This is a genomic window from Streptomyces sp. NPDC059355, assembly GCF_042752335.1.
Lineage (GTDB): Bacteria > Actinomycetota > Actinomycetes > Streptomycetales > Streptomycetaceae > Streptomyces.
Genome location: NZ_JBHYXN010000006.1, coordinates 202035 through 217906, shown reverse-complemented (window position 1 = coordinate 217906; position 15872 = coordinate 202035). Strand labels below are relative to the sequence as shown.

15 protein-coding genes are annotated in these 15872 nt (G+C 73.5%); 5 read left to right on the top strand and 10 right to left on the bottom strand.

From position 1 onward, the window contains the following. Positions 1 to 67 precede the first annotated feature (67 nt). The 9 genes from ACFXGI_RS08725 to ACFXGI_RS08685 form a co-directional block, all read right to left on the bottom strand. Entirely contained in the window at positions 68 to 727 is a 660-nt protein-coding gene (locus ACFXGI_RS08725; protein WP_384704731.1) for a response regulator, read from the bottom strand. After that, positions 724 to 2076: a sensor histidine kinase gene (locus ACFXGI_RS08720; protein WP_384704730.1), complete on the bottom strand. Its 1353-nt coding sequence runs from the start codon at positions 2074 to 2076 to the stop codon at positions 724 to 726. Before ACFXGI_RS08720 ends, ACFXGI_RS08725 begins: the two co-directional genes overlap by 4 nt. 87 nt (positions 2077 to 2163) lie before the next feature. Further along, the gene (locus ACFXGI_RS08715; RefSeq protein ID WP_384704729.1) at positions 2164 to 2844 is read right to left on the bottom strand and encodes a response regulator; all 681 of its coding nucleotides are present in this window, start codon (positions 2842 to 2844) and stop codon (positions 2164 to 2166) included. 9 nt (positions 2845 to 2853) lie between these two features. After that, on the bottom strand, positions 2854 to 4191 hold the full coding sequence (locus ACFXGI_RS08710) for a sensor histidine kinase (protein WP_384704728.1): 1338 nt from the start codon (positions 4189 to 4191) through the stop codon (positions 2854 to 2856). Then, positions 4184 to 5407, bottom strand: coding sequence for an acyltransferase (locus ACFXGI_RS08705; RefSeq protein ID WP_384704727.1), 1224 nt, complete (start codon positions 5405 to 5407; stop codon positions 4184 to 4186). The genes ACFXGI_RS08710 and ACFXGI_RS08705 overlap by 8 nt, the downstream gene beginning before the upstream one ends. Then, positions 5400 to 6413, bottom strand: coding sequence for an alpha/beta hydrolase (locus ACFXGI_RS08700; protein ID WP_384704726.1), 1014 nt, complete (start codon positions 6411 to 6413; stop codon positions 5400 to 5402). Before ACFXGI_RS08700 ends, ACFXGI_RS08705 begins: the two co-directional genes overlap by 8 nt. 334 nt (positions 6414 to 6747) lie before the next feature. Continuing rightward, positions 6748 to 7371, bottom strand: a complete 624-nt coding sequence (locus ACFXGI_RS08695) for a LysE family translocator (protein ID WP_384704725.1) — start codon at positions 7369 to 7371, stop codon at positions 6748 to 6750. A gap of 176 nt (positions 7372 to 7547) precedes the next feature. Beyond that, complete coding sequence (locus ACFXGI_RS08690; protein ID WP_384704724.1) at positions 7548 to 8036, bottom strand: MarR family winged helix-turn-helix transcriptional regulator; 489 nt, start codon at positions 8034 to 8036, stop codon at positions 7548 to 7550. After that, positions 8029 to 8712 (bottom strand): DJ-1/PfpI family protein, encoded by a 684-nt coding sequence (locus tag ACFXGI_RS08685; protein WP_384704753.1) that lies wholly within the window; start codon positions 8710 to 8712, stop codon positions 8029 to 8031. The genes ACFXGI_RS08690 and ACFXGI_RS08685 overlap by 8 nt, the downstream gene beginning before the upstream one ends. Before the next feature lie 164 nt (positions 8713 to 8876). On the opposite strand from ACFXGI_RS08685, the gene ACFXGI_RS08680 reads away from it, so the two are divergent. From ACFXGI_RS08680 to ACFXGI_RS08665, 4 genes are all read left to right on the top strand, one after another. Beyond that, a complete protein-coding gene (locus ACFXGI_RS08680; RefSeq protein ID WP_384704723.1) occupies positions 8877 to 10259 on the top strand; it encodes an aspartate aminotransferase family protein in 1383 nt (460 codons plus the stop codon). A 99-nt stretch (positions 10260 to 10358) separates the two neighbouring features. After that, positions 10359 to 11039 carry a GntR family transcriptional regulator gene (locus ACFXGI_RS08675; RefSeq protein ID WP_384704722.1) on the top strand — a complete coding sequence of 227 codons (681 nt, stop codon included), beginning with the start codon at positions 10359 to 10361 and terminating at the stop codon, positions 11037 to 11039. After that, positions 11036 to 13567: a glycosyltransferase gene (locus tag ACFXGI_RS08670; RefSeq protein ID WP_384704721.1), complete on the top strand. Its 2532-nt coding sequence runs from the start codon at positions 11036 to 11038 to the stop codon at positions 13565 to 13567. The genes ACFXGI_RS08675 and ACFXGI_RS08670 overlap by 4 nt, the downstream gene beginning before the upstream one ends. A gap of 201 nt (positions 13568 to 13768) precedes the next feature. Next, positions 13769 to 14419, top strand: a complete 651-nt coding sequence (locus tag ACFXGI_RS08665; protein ID WP_030866298.1) for a hypothetical protein — start codon at positions 13769 to 13771, stop codon at positions 14417 to 14419. Between the two features lie 70 nt (positions 14420 to 14489). Here ACFXGI_RS08665 and ACFXGI_RS08660 read toward each other — a convergent pair whose 3' ends face one another. After that, positions 14490 to 15245 carry an SLATT domain-containing protein gene (locus ACFXGI_RS08660; RefSeq protein WP_384704720.1) on the bottom strand — a complete coding sequence of 252 codons (756 nt, stop codon included), beginning with the start codon at positions 15243 to 15245 and terminating at the stop codon, positions 14490 to 14492. A 267-nt stretch (positions 15246 to 15512) separates the two neighbouring features. On the opposite strand from ACFXGI_RS08660, the gene ACFXGI_RS08655 reads away from it, so the two are divergent. Continuing rightward, positions 15513 to 15857: a YbaB/EbfC family nucleoid-associated protein gene (locus ACFXGI_RS08655; protein ID WP_078621772.1), complete on the top strand. Its 345-nt coding sequence runs from the start codon at positions 15513 to 15515 to the stop codon at positions 15855 to 15857. Positions 15858 to 15872 lie beyond the last annotated feature (15 nt).

The window sequence follows — 15872 nt, the reverse complement described above, 5'->3', positions numbered from 1 at the left end:
CCCGCGCGCGGCCGGAAACCGCCACGGCCTGCCGCGGCACCGCCGGCCCCGCCCGCCCCGGCCCCGGCTACGCCGGGGTCACCAGGCGGGTTTCGTAGGCGAACACCGCGGCCTGGGTGCGGTCCCGCAGGCCCAGCTTCACCAGGATCCGGCTCACGTGCGTCTTGATCGTGGACTCCGCGACGATGAGCCGGTCCGCTATCTCCGCGTTGGACAGCCCCTGCGCGATCAGCACCAGCACCTCCGTCTCACGCTCGGTCAACTCCCCTGTCCCCGCCGGATCCGCCAGCTTCGGCGGGGTCGACAGCTTCGAGAACTCCAGGATCAGCCGCTTGGTGACCGTCGGCGCCAGCAGCGCCTCACCGGAGGCCACCACCCGCACCCCGTCGGCCAGCTGCCGGGCCGAGGCGTCCTTGAGCAGGAACCCGGAGGCCCCGGCCCGCAGGGCCTGGTACACGTACTCGTCGAGGTCGAAGGTCGTCAGGACCAGCACCTTCGCGTCCGTGTCGGAGGCCACGATCTCCCGCGTCGCCTCCAGCCCGTTCATCACCGGCATCCGGATGTCCATCAGCACGACGTCCGGCCGCAGCGCCGCCACTTTGGCGACGGCCTCGCGGCCGTCCACCGCCTCGCCGACCACCTCGATGCCGTCCATCGCGTTGAGCAGGACGGAGAAGCCCTCCCGGACCATCATCTGGTCGTCGACGATCAGCACCCTGATCGTCATGCCGACTGCCCCTGCCCCTGCGACGCGTCCTGGGCCTCGCCCTGCCGGCCGCGAACCGGTATGAACACCGCCACCTCGTACCCGCCCGCCTCGGTCTCCCCGGCCGTCATCTCACCCTCCAGCATGGCCACCCGCTCCCGCATCCCGGTGATCCCGTGCCCGGCGCCCGGCGAGGGCCGCACATTCCCGGTCCCCGCCGCGTTGACCACGCGTATGCCCAACCCGCCCAGTACGTACGAGACCTCGACCGAGGCCGCCGCCCCCGGCGCATGGCGCAGGGTGTTGCTCAGCGTCTCCTGGATGATCCGGTACGCCGACAGCTCCACGCCCGGCGGCAGCTCCCGCACCGCACCCGTCACCGTCTTGTCCACGCTCAGCCCGGCCTCCCGCACATTGGCCAGCAGTCCGTCCAGCGAGGCCAGCGTCGGCTGCGGGGCGTCCGGCGCCTCGTAGTCCGCGGAGCGCACCACACCCAGCACCCGGCGCAGCTCCGTCAGCGCCGCCACCGCGTTCTCCCGGATGGTGGCGAACGCCGCCTCCAGCTCCGGCGGCGGGTTCTTCACCCGGTACGGCGCGGCCTCCGCCTGGATCGCCACCACCGACATGTGGTGCGCCACCACGTCGTGCAGCTCCCGCGCGATCGTCGTCCGCTCCTCCAGCAGCGTCCGCCGGTCCCGCTCGACGGCCGTGACCTCCTGCTGCGCGCTGACCTCCTGCTCCGCTTCCCTGCGTATGTTGCGGACCGTCACCACCAGAAGCGAGACCGCCAGGAGGAAGGCCATCGGCATGATCTCGACCGGCTCCCCCCGGCCGAGCACGACCGGTATCCCGATGCCGATCCCCAGGGTGATCAGCCACATCCAGCCGGCCGCCCGGGGCCTGGTCCGCATCGCGGCGAGGGTCACCGTCGCCAGGTAGGAGACGAAGGCACCCGGCGACCAGGGCCACACGTCGTTCCAGCCGGGGCCGATCACCGCGAGCGCCCCGGTGGCGGTGATGGCCGCCCAGAACGCCCCCACGGGCCGCACCAGCGTCATCAGCACCGGAGTGGCCGCGACCAGCCCCATCACGAGGGTGCTGCTCGCCGCGATGTACTCCCCGCTGCTCGTGGACGTCAGCATCACCACGAAGAAGGCGATGAACCCGACCACCGCATGCGGCAGATACACCAGGTACGGCCGTATCCGCGCCGGGAGCCGCCGCGTCACCGGCCCGTCGGTGCGCATCGGCGCCAGCGGCCGGTAGGCGAAGGCGTCCGTGATCAGATCCTGGCGCAGGCTCCGGAACAGGCCGGAGGCCATCCGGAACTCGGGTGTCCGGGGATTCGCCCGGGAGGTCGTCTCGCTCATACCCACACCGTAGGTCGGCCGCCCCCTCGTCCGCGTCGCCGCTGATGGGGATATCCCGGCGTCCCTCTCAGGTACTACCCGGGCCACTCAGTAGCCCGCCGGACGGACCAGACCCGTCTCGTACGCGAACACCGCGGCCTGGGTCCGGTCCCGCAGGCCCAGCTTCACCAGGATCCGCCCGACATGGGTCTTCACGGTCTGCTCGGCCACCACCAGGTGCCCGGCGATCTCCGCGTTGGACAGCCCCTGCGCGATCAGCGACAGCACCTCGGTCTCCCGCTCGGTCAGCTCGTCGATCCGCGCCCTCGACGGCGCACGCGGCGCCCCCATCCGGGAGAACTCCGTGATCAGCCGCTTGGTGATGTTCGGCGAGAGCAGTGCCTCGCCGGCCGCCACCACCCGGACCGCCTCCGCGAGCTGGTCGGCCGACGCGTCCTTCAGCAGGAACCCCGAGGCCCCGGCGCGCAGCGCCTCGTACACGTACTCGTCGAGGTCGAAGGTGGTCAGCACCAGCACCTTGACGGCGGAGTCCGGCACGGCGGTGATGACGGAAGTGGCCTCGATGCCGCCCGTTCCGGGCATGCGGATGTCCATCAGGACCACGTCCGGCCCGAGTTCGGCGACCTTCGCCACCGCGTCGGCCCCGTCCACGGCCTGGCCGACGACCTCGATGTCGGGCTGGGCATTGAGGAGGACGGTGAATCCCTGCCGGACCATCATCTGGTCGTCGGCGATCATCACCTTGATCGGGTCGGCCGGAGTGCTCATGCGTCCTCTTCAGTCCTTCTTCGTCTCGGGATCCATCGGGAGCACGGCGCTCACCTCGTACCCCCCGCCCGGGCGGGGGCCGGCGGCGAGCTCGCCCCCCAGCATGCCCGCCCGCTCCCGCATCCCCAGCAGACCGTGCCCGGCGCCGTGCGAGGGCGGGGCCGGCCGGGTCGGCGCGCTGTTGGCGATGCACAGGTGCAGTTCGCGCGGCCCGTACGCGATGCCGACCTCGACCCGGGAACCGGGCGCGTGGCGCAGACAGTTGCTCAGCGCCTCCTGCACGATCCGGTACACGGTGAGCTCGACACCGGGGGTGAGGGGCCGCCGGACACCCGCGATCTCGGTGGTGACGGCCAGCCCCGCACTGCGCACGTTGTCCACCAGGCCGTCCAGTTCGGTGAGGGTGGGCTGCGGATGGTGCGGGTTCGCCGGATCGTCCGGCTGCTCGGAACGCAGCACGCCCAGCACCCGGCGCAGTTCCGTCAGGGCCTCCAGAGCGTTCCCCCGGATGCCCGCCAGGTTCTCCTTGAGCTCCTCGGAGGGGTTCTCCACCAGGTACGGGGCGACCTGCGCCTGGATGGAGATCACCGACATGTGGTGGGCGACGACGTCGTGCAGTTCGCGGGCGATGCGGCTCCGCTCCTCCAGCAGGGTGCGCCGGGCCCGCTCCTCCTCGGTGATCGTCTCCTGCTCGACGAGCTTGCCGCGGGCCAGGCGGGTGGCCCGCAGGGCGTACCCGAGCAGTCCGACGAACCCGTAGATGAGGAGCGCCGTCAGCACGGTGCTCTGGCCGTGCTCCGGCTTCCAGAGCACCTCGGCCAGGCCGGTCAGGGCGACGGGGACACCCACGGCCGACACGGTCACGCGCGGCGGTACGCGCAGGGCGACCAGCAGCAGCACCGGGGCGAAGGCGATCAACCCCCCGGCCGTCCAGGGCCACGTCTGCCCCGCGCCGACGTTGGGACGGATCAGCCACGCGCTCAGCACACCGGCCAGCAGGCCGAGCCACCAGCCGGCCATCGGCCGGAACATCGCGAGCGCGATCGAGGCCCCGGTCAGGAGCGCCGCCACCAGGGGCGGACCGCCGGTGACCTGGTAGTGGTCGCCCAGCTGCTCCGTGGTGAGGAACGCGAAGAAGACCGCGGCGTAGATGACCAGCGCGTGCGGCAGCCGGGCCAGCCAGCGAGGCCGGGACATCCTGGGCAGCGGGTCCCGCTCGATGGTGAGCAGGTCCTGCGCCAGGGTCCGCAGGAGCCGGCCGCGGGGTGCGGCGGTCCTGCCGTGGTCCGTGTCCACTCCCACACCGGGCGCCCCGCTCCGCTCGTTCACGTCGCTCAGCCTAGGCATGCCGGATCACCTCCTCGGGCGCCCGCAGGGGGTGGGGGGTGGGGCGGGAGCCCGTGACCGGTCGGGAGACCGCCGGGGCGGATGTGCGCCGGCGCGGCCGCCTCGCCTGCTCGTCCGTACGGAACGCGGCCCAGCAGACGCCCAGCGCGGCGGCGAACACCGGCAGCCACAGCAGCCGGGCGGCCATCCACTGCGGGGAGTCGGGCACGGTGTGCAGCCCGGGCAGATCGACGGGGGCCAGCAGCCCCAGGGCGGTGACGGCCATCATCGAGGTCTGGTGCCAGAGGAAGATCGTCATCGCGGACAGGTTCATCAGCGCCACCTTCGCCCAGGCCCGGGGCCTTCGCATGGCCCGCTCCAGCGGGCCGCGGAGCAGCAGCGCCAGCCCGCACTGGGCCAGGCCGAAGGAGACGGCGGCCAGCGTCGGCGGGTTCAGGTTCGATATCGGGGCCCCGGGGACGCCGACCATGGAGGCCGGATACCCGCCCCACAGGACGAGTCCGACGGTGGCGGCCGCGCCCCCGCCCAGCAGCAGGGCGGCCGGGGTGCGCCGGGCGAACGCCCCGCGGGACCAGGCGGCGCCCAGGGTGTAGGGGACGAGCCAGCCGGCGGCCACATTGACCCAGCCGATCCACTCCGGCCCGCCGAAGCCGAACCGCCACACGTCCACACCGGCCACCACGGCCGGCGGCCACAGCGGGCTGAGCCGGGCCACGAGCGGGGTGGCGGCGGTGAGCACGGCGAAGACGAGGAGGAACCAGAGCGGGGAGAGGACGAGCTTGACCAGCGTCTGGACGGTGCCCGGCTCCGCCCCGCCGAGCAGCATCCCGGCCGCCGTCACGGTCCACAGGGCGAGCACCGCGCAGACCGGCCGGAACAGCCGCGACAGCCGCTGCCCGACCCACACCCCGTACGGCACCCCGCGCTCGCGCGCCGAGGCATGGCCGCGGGCGGCGACATGGCCGCCGACCAGGAAGAACACGGCCAGGGTCTGGAACACCCAGGACACCGGCGCCAGCCAGGGCAGGTGGGCCAGCGGACTGGTGTTGCTCAGGCCCCCGTTGGCGGTGGTCAGGGCGGTCACCAGCCAGTGGCCCAGCACCACACCGAGGATGGCGAAGGAGCGCAGGGCGTCCACGGGCCGGTCCCGGTCGGCGGGTGTGCCGGCCTCGATGCGGTCCGCGAGGACGGACCAGCGGGCACGGAGCTTACGCATGGGGGGCCTCCGGGGCATGGCCGAGCACGATGCGGGTCAGGCTGTCGAGGGACGTGGTGCCGGGCTTGAGGTAGTCGCTGTGGCCGCCGGGGCCGGCGGCGAAGAGCCGGGCTCCGAAGGCCGGGTCGACGGGGTCGGTGCCGAAGCCGATCCCGCCGAGGCGGACATGGGGGACGTGGCCGATCCAGTCGGCCCCGCCGCGCCCCGCCCAGACCCGGGCGCCGGTCGGCAGCTCGGCGGCGGAGCCGGCGCCCGTACCGGGGCTGCCGAACAGGGCCATGTCGCCGACTTCGGGGCCGGTGGCGGTCCGGGCGCAGACCACGCTCCCGTACGAGTGGCAGAGGAGGGAGAGCCGGGCGCCGGGCGCGGCGGACCGCCCCAAGCGGTCGAGGAAGGGGCCCAGTTCGGCGGCTGCCGCATCCGCCCGGTCGGCGGTCAGGACGGTCGCGCTGACCGTGCCGGGGGTGTCGTACCCGAGCCAGGCGACCACGGCGGAGCGGGGATGCTCGGCGCGGAGGCGCTGCTGCAGGGCGACGGCCCCGGCGCGGAACCGCTGGTAGGTGTCCAGCGTGGTGTCGGAGCCGGGCACCAGGACGGCGACCCGGTCGGCGGTCTCCAGATCGCCGAGCACCTCGACGGCACGGCCCCTGCCGCGGCCGTCGAAGGCGAGGAAACGGGCGGTGCCGTCCGCCTCCATGGCCCGCAGCTTCGCCGCGCGGCCGGTGCGGCCGGCGTCCCGCGCCATGCGGGCCGCCTCGGCGAGGTCGGCGCGGTTGGCGGCGTACCGGTCCGGGAGCGGGGCCTGTTCGGCGAGCGCGGCGGGCGGCGGGGCCGGGACGTCGGGAGAGGCGGCGGCGGAAACGGGGAACACGACCGCCGCGGCGATGAGCCCGGCCAGCAGGGTCCGCCGAAGCCGGCCGGGGCGGCGTCCGGCGCGGCGACCTGCGGTGCGTCCTTCGAGGCGTCCTGGTGGGCGGCCTGCGGGGCGTCCTGCGGCGCGGGTCATGGCGGGTCCCTTTTCCTTCGCTCGATCCAGAGGGCTGTGCTCGCGTCATCTCTGGTCTCGAAGTTAGGAATTGAGGGGCATCGTCGGCGTCCCGCTGCAGAGCGGCCTTTCCAGGTAGCTCTCAGGTATGACAGGGCCGACCTGAGAGCCACGCCCGAAGCGGTCGATCAGTCCTCGGGATGTATCCCCGGGACGGTGGACCAGGTTCCCGGAAAGACCCCGGCGACCGGCCCAACGACCGTACGGGCAGCGCACATCGGGGCGAGAACCCCACCGTCCCGCGTCGCCGTCGGGGAGGAGCCGGACCGGCCGGCGCAGGGATGGGCGTACGGGGCTACGGCGTCGTCGCCACGCGAACACCGAAGGCGATGAGGACCACGCCCGTCGTGCGGTCCAGGGCGCGGCGGACGCGGGGGCGGGCGAAGAAGCGCCGGGCGCGCGAGAGGACGTACACGTACGTGCCCAGCCAGAGCGCCGTCAGGGCGAGGTGGATCAGGACGAGCAGCGCCATGCCGACGGCCGGGCGCAGGCCCGGAGGTGCGAGGGCTGGCAGCAGGCCGGTGTAGAAGACGGCGATCTTCGGGTTGAGGGCGTTGCCGACCAGGCCGGTCCGCCAGGCGCTGCCCGCGGAGCCGTGTCCGGCCGGCGCCGGGCCGCGTACGGCGGGCGGCTCGGCGCCGGGCCGGCGCAGGGACCGGATGCCGAGGAAGCAGAGGTACGCGGCGCCCGCGAGCTTCACCGCCAGGTACACCTCGGCCGAGGCGGCGAGCAGCGCGGCCAGTCCGGCGACGGTGACGACGCCCCACAGGAGCAGTCCGGCGGCGATCCCGCCGACGGTGCGCAGCCCGTCGGCCCGGCCGCGGGAGACCGCGAGCTTCGTCACGACGGCCATGTCGGGGCCGGGGACGAGGGTCAGCAGTGCCAGGACGCCGGTGGCTGTGAGGAGTTGCGGGAACACGGGGGCAGTCTGCCACCGGCTCGGCCAGGGGACGTGAGCGGTTCCACCGGGCGGCGCGCACAGCCCCGGCCGAGGCATCCCCCGCCCCGGCTCCCGCATCCCCGGCCGCGGCGTCCGCCCCTGCCCCCTGCCCCCCTGCCCCCCTGCCCCCGCCCCCCTGCCCCCGCCCCGGCGCCTCAGGCGTCGGAGGCGCCGGATCCCTCGGCCAGCAGCGTGTCCAGCGCCTTCGTGAGCCGGTCCAGGACCTCGACCGTCTCCCTGAAGCCCGCCTCGCCCAGTTGCTCCGCGAGGCGGGTCGCCAGGACGGCGTGGGCCGGGGTGATGCGGGCGACGGCGGCACGTCCCTCCTCCGTCGGGCGCAGCAGCTTCGCGCGCCGGTGGGCCGGGTTCGGGACGTACTCCGCGAGGCCCTTCCCCACCAGCAGGTCCGCGATGCGCTGGACGCTCTGCCGCGTGATGCCCATGGCCCGGGCGATCCCCGCCACCGGCAGCGGCTCCCGGAGTACGGCCCCCAGCACCTGCCACCAGGCGGCGGTCAGCCCGGCCGGCCCGGCCAGCTCCTCGGAGATCGCGAGGAACCGGCCGTTCAGGCCGAACACCCCCAGCGCGGTGCGGCTCAGCAGGTCCTGCCGGGCCCGTGCCGACGAAGCGGAGACCTCAGGCATCGCCGCGCTCCGCCGCCGCCATCAGCACCGGGAACGCGCTCGCGTCCGAGTCGTGGAACAGCCGGTACCAGGCGTCGAGCACCTCCGGCCCGTAGACGTCCAGCCGGGCGAAGACCTCCCGGGCGAAGGCGACCGGCTCCGTCGGGCCCGCCGTGATCAGGTCGCCGTCCGTCACCGCGTCGGCCTCGACGTACCGCCCGGTGCCCGCGTAGCCCGGCTGCTGGGCCAGGTACGCGGCGGCCGCGCTGGTGTGGGCGTGCGCGTCGAGCAGGCCTTCCCGGGCCAGGCCGGCCGTGGCTCCGCAGATCGCCGCGACGGGTACCCCGGCCGCCAGGAACTCCCGCGCCTTCGCCGCGAAGGGGGCCAGCTCCTCGCCGGAGTCCCACAGCGAGGCGCCGGTCAGGATGAGGAGGGAGGAGTCCTCGGGCGAGAGGTCCGCGAGGGCCAGGTCGGGCTGGATGCGCACGCCGCCCATGGTGGTGACGGGCGCCCCGGCGGCGAAGCCGACCGTACGGACCTGGAGGCCGCGCTGGGTCAGGTGCGCGGTGGTGTGGCCGGTCTCCCAGTCCGCGTACGTGTCGTACACCGCGAGGTGCACCGGCCGGGTGGTGGGAGCGGAGGGAGCAGCGGTAGCGGAGGGAGCGGAGGGAGTGGTCGTCGCCCCGGTCGTCGTCATCTTCATCGCCTCTTCCATCGAGATGACAGCAGACTGTCACTTCGACAGTGTGCTGTCAATTGCCTTCTTCCCCCTTCTGTGCCGACAGACTGCCGAGACCCGGCCCCCACCCGCAGACAGTCCGCCGATATCCCTTCCCACCTGCGCACTTTTAGCGTGGCCGCATGACCCCTCACGTCACCACGGGCAACCCCGCAGACATCGCGGCCACCGGCGCCTCCGTCAAGGCCGCCGACCGCGCCCATGTCTTCCACTCCTGGTCCGCCCAGGCCCTGATCGACCCGCTCGCCGTCGCCGGGGCCGAGGGGTCGTACTTCTGGGACTACGACGGCAACCGCTACCTCGACTTCTCCTCCCAGCTGGTGAACACCAACATCGGCCACCAGCACCCCAAGGTCGTCGCCGCCATCCAGGAGCAGGCCGCCCGGCTCTGCACCCTCGCGCCCGGCTTCGCCGTCGACGTCCGCTCCGAGGCCGCACGCCTCATCGCCGAGCGGACCCCGGGCGACCTGGACAAGGTCTTCTTCACCAACGGCGGCGCCGAGGCCGTCGAGAACGCCGTCCGCATGGCCCGTCTGCACACGGGCCGGCAGAAGGTTCTCTCCACCTACCGCTCGTACCACGGGGCCACCGCCGCCGCGATCAACCTGACCGGCGACCCGCGCCGCTGGCCCTCCGACACGGCCGCCGCCGGGGTCGTGCACTTCTGGGGGCCGTTCCTCTACCGCTCGCCGTTCCACGCCACCACGGAGGCCGAGGAGTGCGAGCGCGCACTCGCGCACCTCGCCGACACCATCGCCTTCGAGGGCCCGGCGACCATCGCCGCGATCATCCTGGAGAGCGTGCCCGGCACCGCCGGGATCATGACCCCGCCGGCCGGCTACCTCGCGGGCGTACGCGAGCTCTGCGACCGCCACGGCATCGTCTTCATCCTCGACGAGGTCATGTCCGGCTTCGGCCGCACCGGCAAGTGGTTCGCCGCCCAGCACTGGGACGTCACCCCCGACCTGATCACCTTCGCCAAGGGCGTGAACAGCGGGTACGTGCCGCTCGGCGGCGTCGCCATCTCCGGCGCCATCGCCGAGACCTTCGCCACCCGCCCCTACCCCGGCGGCCTGACGTACTCCGGCCACCCCCTGGCCTGCGCCGCCGCCGTGGCGACGATCAACGCCATGGAGGAGGAGGGCGTCGTCGAGCACGCCGCCCACCTCGGCGCGAACGTCATCGGCCCGGCGCTCGCCGAGATCGCCGAGCGGCACCCGTCGGTCGGCGAGGTCCGGGGCCTCGGCGCGTTCTGGGCGCTGGAGCTCGTACGGGACAAGGAGACGCGCGAGCCGCTCGTCCCGTACAACGCGGCAGGGGCCGACAACGCGCCGATGGCCGAATTCGCGGCGGCCTGCAAGTCCTCCGGCCTGTGGCCCTTCGTGAACATGAACCGGACGCACGTCGTGCCGCCGTGCACCATCACGGAGGCGGAGGCCAAGGAAGGCCTGGCCCTGCTGGACGAGGCGCTGACGGTCGCGGACCGGCACACCACCTCCGCCTGACCGGGGGCGCGCGAGACGCACACCACCGGCGTTCGATCGGTTTCGGCCTCGCTGCCTGGCCTAAGGTGTCCGAAAGTTCTACCGAGGAGACGGACCCCTATGCCAGGCAGCGGCGCTGTCACCCGCAACACACTTCGCCAGCAGATCGCAGACGCGCTGCGCGACGAGGTGCTGGCGGGACGCCTGCCACCGGGCACCGAGTTCACGGTCAAGCAGATCGCCGAGCAGTACGAGGTCTCCGCGACGCCCGTACGCGAGGCGCTGGTCGACCTCTCGGCCCAGGGGCTGCTGGAATCGGTCCAGCACCGGGGCTTTCGCGTGCGCGTCTTCTCCGTGGACGACTACCGGGGCATGATCGAGGCCCGTACGCTCATAGTGGACGGGATCTTCCGGCGGCTCGTCGAGCGTGGCACCGCGCCCGGCTCCGGCGAAATGCTGGTGTCGGTGCGCCGTCGTGCCGAGGAGGCGTGCAGGGCCGCGCAGAGCGGTTCCCTCGAAGTGCTGATCGGCTACGACCTGCGCTTCTGGAGGGAGCTGAGCGGGCTGGTCGGCAATACGTACATCTCGGATTTCCTGCACCGCATCCGGGTGCAGTGCTGGGTCTTCGCCGTACCTCACCTGAAGGCCGCGGCGGATCTGCACACCGGACTGTGGTCGGGCCACAACGAGCTGGTGGACGCGGTGACCCGGGCCGACGCCGACGAGGTGCGGAGCCTCGTGTACGCGTACAACCAGCACGGGCTGGACTGGGCCGCGGGCCTCAAGGCGGTCGGCGCATGACCGACACGACCGCGGCCGGCGAGACCGAAGCGACCGGCGAGAGGGCCGCCGGCGAACCGTCCGCGGCCCCCGCCTGGCTGGGCGCCGTCGGGCTCTCCGTCGTCATTCCCGCCCACGAGGACGCGCACCGGATCGGCCCGGCCCTCGACGCCTTCCGCGCCCACCTGGACGCCCGCCTCGGCAGCGGCCCCGGCGACTGGGAGCTCGTCGTCGTCGACGACGCCTCCACCGACGCCACCGCCGGCCTCGTCGAGGCCGCGGCCGCCGACGAGCCCCGGATCCGGCTGATCCGCTCCGAGGACCACCGCGGCCGGGGCGCCGCGCTGCGCGCCGGAGTCCTCGCCTCCGCCGGGGAGCGGGTGCTGCTGGCCGACGCCGGGCTCAACACCCCGCCGGCCGAGCTGGACCGCCTGGAGCAGGCACTCGGCGAGGGGAACCGCGGGGGCCAGGGGGACCGCGGGAACCACGGGAACCAGGAGGACCCGGCCCCGGCCGCAGCCCTCGGCCGGACGGGAAACCGCCTGGTCCGCGCCCTGGGCATCCCCGGGATACCGGGCTTCCGCGCCGACACCTGCGGCTTCGCCCTCTTCGACGGGGACCGGGCGCGCGCCGCCTTCGGCGCCTCCGTCCTCGACGGCCCGGCCATCGACGCCGAGGTGCTGCGCTGGGTGCGCCGCCAGGGCTGGCACGTGGCCGAGGTACCCGTCCGCCGCACCCCGAAGCCGGCCGCCGGCCCCCGCCGGACCGCAGGCGCTGCCACAGCCGCAGCCGCCGCCACACCCGCAGGCGCCCGGCGCCGCGCGCTGAAGGAGCTCTTCCGGCTGAACTCCGGCGGCATCGCCGTCGCCGCCGTCTTCATCGCCCTCTCCGTGTACGTCTTCCACGGCCTGTGGGCGGACCTCGACGGCCGCTACCTCAAGGACGCGCTCCAGGACCAGAACCAGTGGGAGTGGTTCGTCGGCGTCGCCACCGACAACATCGTCCACCTGCGCAATCCGCTCTTCACACTGGCCCAGGGCATGCCCGACGGCGTGAACCTGATGGCCAACGCCACCATGCTCGGCCTGACCGTCCCGCTGATCCCGGTCACGCTCCTGTTCGGCGAGACGGTCACCTTCGCGCTGGTCCTCACGCTCGGCATGGCCGCCAGCGCCTGGACCTGGTACTGGCTGATCCGCCGCCGCCTCGTACAGAGCCGCTGGGCCGCCGCCGCGGGCGGCGCGCTCGCCGCGTTCGCGCCGCCGATGGTCTCGCACGCCAACGGCCACCCGAACTTCGTCGTCCTCTTCATGCTCCCGCTGATCATCGACCGGGCCCTGCGCCTGTGCGAGGGCAGGAACGTGGTCCGCGACGGGGTCCTGCTCGGCCTGTTCGCCACGTACCAGATCTTCCTCGGCGAGGAGCCGCTGCTCATCGCCGCGCTCGGCATGCTGATCTTCTCGTCGGCGTACCTGCTGGTCGACCGGCGGCGCGCGCTCGCGGCCGCACGGCCGCTGGGCCTCGGCCTGGTCATCGCCGCGGGCGTCTGCGCACCGCTGCTGATCTTCCCGCTGTACTGGCAGTTCTTCGGCCCGCAGAGCTACCACTCGGTGCTCCACGGGGACAACGCGGGCAACAGCCCGCGCGCCCTGGTCGAGTACGCGGCCCGCTCGCTCTTCGGCGACGCCGAGACGGCCGGGCGGCTCTCCCTGAACACCACCGAGCAGAACGCCTTCTACGGCTGGCCGCTGCTCGCGCTCGGCGTGGCCGTGTGCGTGTGGATGTGGCGCCGCAGGGTCGTCCGAGCGCTCGCGATCACCGGTGCCGTGGCGCTGGCGCTGTCCCTCGGCCCCTGGGTGCCCGTCCCGCGTACGGACGTCGTGCTGCCAGGGCCCTGGCGGCTGATGGTGAAGCTGCCGCTGTTCGAGTCGGTGATCGAGGGGCGCGTGGCGATGGTGTGCGCCCCCGTACTGGGCGTGCTGCTCGCGCTCGCGCTGGACCGGATCGTACGGACGCGCACGCGCGAGCTGCGCACGCTCGGCCTCCTCACGGTGGCGGCGGCGCTGATTCCGGTGCTGCCGCTGCCGCTGGCCGTACGGGAGCGGGCGCCGGTGCCGGCGTTCATCACCTCGGGGGCCTGGAAGGGCTACGTCAAGGACGGGGAAGCACTCGTTCCGGTACCGCTGCCGGACCCGGGACAGGCGGACGCGCTGCACTGGCAGGTCGAGGCGGACTTCGGCTTCCGGCTGGCCGGGGGCTACTTCAACGGCCCCTGGGGACCCGACCGGATCGGCATCTACGGGGCCACCCCGCGCCACCTCTCGAACCTCCTGCGGGACGTCCGGTACGGGCAGCAGCCTCCGGAGATCACCCCGCAGTGGCGGGAGCAGGCACGGCGGGACCTGGAGTTCTGGAAGGCCGGCGCGGTCGTGCTGCCGTTCCAGGACCGGGGAGTGGAGCTGCGGGACATGATCAGCGAGCTGCTCGGGCGGCAGCCGGAGAAGGTCGAGGACGTCTGGGTCTGGAGGGTGGGTCCGGGGCAGGTCTAGGGGTGTCGTGCGGGTCAGGCCGGACCAGGCACCCAGCGGGCGGCTCCGGCGCGGGTTCCGCCTGATGGGGACCGGGTTCGGCCGCGGGTTCAGCCCCCGGTGCGCCAAGGGTTCCGCCCCAGGTTCTGCGCAGCCCTTCGCGGAGGGTGTTCGGCGCACTACGCTGACCGGATCGGCGGCATCGACTGATCGGAGCCCGCGTTGGCCTGTGACCTGTGGCTGGTCCCCCTTGTCGACGTGCTGTGCCACAGCCCCGACAACCCGTTCGCGGAAGAGATCGCCTCGTACGACAAGGCGCTGGGCGAGGCGGGCCTCCCGTCGGTGCCCGTGTTCGCGTACATGCCGGGCCTGAGCGGGGACGTGGCCCCCGTCGCCGGCTTCGACTACGACGCCCTGCACTTCCTGCGGCGGGCGTACCTGCTGCAGATCTGCGGGCTGCCGGTGACACCGGTGGACGAGCTGGGCGGCGACTACGAGCAGCTGCTGGAGATGTTCGAGCCGACGGCGCAGCAGTCGCACCTGGTGTGGCACTACGACCACGCCGGGGCGTACGTCCCGGTGGACTTCGCGGCTCCGCTGGCCAACGAGGAGCTGCTGGCCGGGGGCGGCCCGCTGGGGTCGGCGCAGGGGCTGCTTCGCGAGCTGACGGTGGTGGCGCCGGCGATCGGGATCGACCCGGGGAATCCGCCGTTGGCGCCGCTGGCGCCGGGGCGGCCCACGTCCCTGGAGGAGCCGGCCGGGCCGATTCCGTACGACGAGAGCCCCTTCGCGCGGGAGCGGCACGTGTGGCTGGGGCTGCACGCGGCGGCGACGCGGAGCCTCGGCCAAGGCTCGATGATCATCTTCAGCTGACCGGCGCCGGGTCGGGGGCTCGCCCCCCGACCCCTCGCCCCCCGACCCCTCGCACACCGGCGGAACGGATTCAGCGGGGCTGCTCCGGCGGGCGCTGGCGGGGCATGTTGGGGCGGGTTCCCGGGGGGAGGGGGAAACGGGCCGGGGGCAGGCCCGCCTCGGCCCGGGAGGACGGGGCGCCGAGCGACTGCATCACCAGCGGCGCCGGTCCCGAGGAGAACTCCACCATCCACTCCGCCGTCTCGGACCGCACCAGCTCCGTCACGTCCTCCGAGAAGCGGCGCAGCACGGTCAGACAGCGGTCCGCCGCCTCGCTCGCCGTGCCCTCCGTGGGCCCCAGGACCTCCCGTACGTTCTCCGAGGCCCAGTCGAACTGCAGGGTCTGCAGACGGCGCTGCACCGCCTGCGCCGTCGCCACGTCCCGCATCCAGCCCGAGGTCAGCCCGAAGAACCGGTCGCAGGCCAGGCAGGCCGCGGCCAGCATCAGCGAGAGGTAGCCGTACGGGGCCACGCCGGGCGCCGAGCCCGTCAGCTCCAGCAGCGGGATCGCGGCCCCGGCCACCGCCCCCGCCGCCGCGCCGACCCGCAGCACCCGCGCGCCCCGGCGCTTCCACGCCCGGTCGGACAGGTACCACTCCGCGGTGCGCAGCGCATCGGCCTCGACCCGCCGGTAGAGCTCGTCCAGCCGCTCGGCCGGCTCGCCCCAGTCCCCGAGGGGGAACGGTCCGCCGGTCAGATCGCCCGCCGCCATCGGTCCGCTGCCCTCCTCCCGGGGTTCCCGGGGATCCCGGGGTGGCCCCTCGGGCTGCATCTCCGGCTGGCTCACCCGGCACTCCCTCTGCCTGCGCTGACGTGTGGTGGTGCGCGTGTGCGCAATGATGCGCATGCTCTTCCTACCTTCGAATGGCGGCCGATGGGCGGAGAATCCCCGGTTTTCCGCCCGCAAGGAGGTCTCCATCAGGTACGCGCACGCCCCGTCTCTCACTCGAAAGAGTTGGTCCTGACGGCGTAGAGCGCGCCGCGCGGGGAGCACGTAGGCTCGGATTGACCAAGCTGCCCCAGTCTTGGACCGACGCAACGGAGTGAGTGACCTGTGATTCCCGGTGGTGGCCAGCCCAACATGCAGCAGCTGCTCCAGCAGGCCCAGAAGATGCAGCAGGACCTCGCCGCGGCCCAGGAGGCACTCGCGCAGGCCGAGGTCGAGGGCCAGGCCGGCGGCGGCCTCGTGAAGGCGACCGTCACCGGTTCCGGTGAGCTGCGTGCGCTGGTGATCGATCCGAAGGCGGTGGACCCGGCCGATACCGAGACCCTCGCCGACCTGGTCGTCGCGGCGGTCCAGGCTGCCAACGAGAACGCCCAGGCGCTCCAGCAGGAGAAGCTCGGCCCGCTCGCCCAGGGCCTGGGCGGCGGCAGCGGCATCCCCGGCCTCCCGTTCTGACCCCTCAACCCCCAC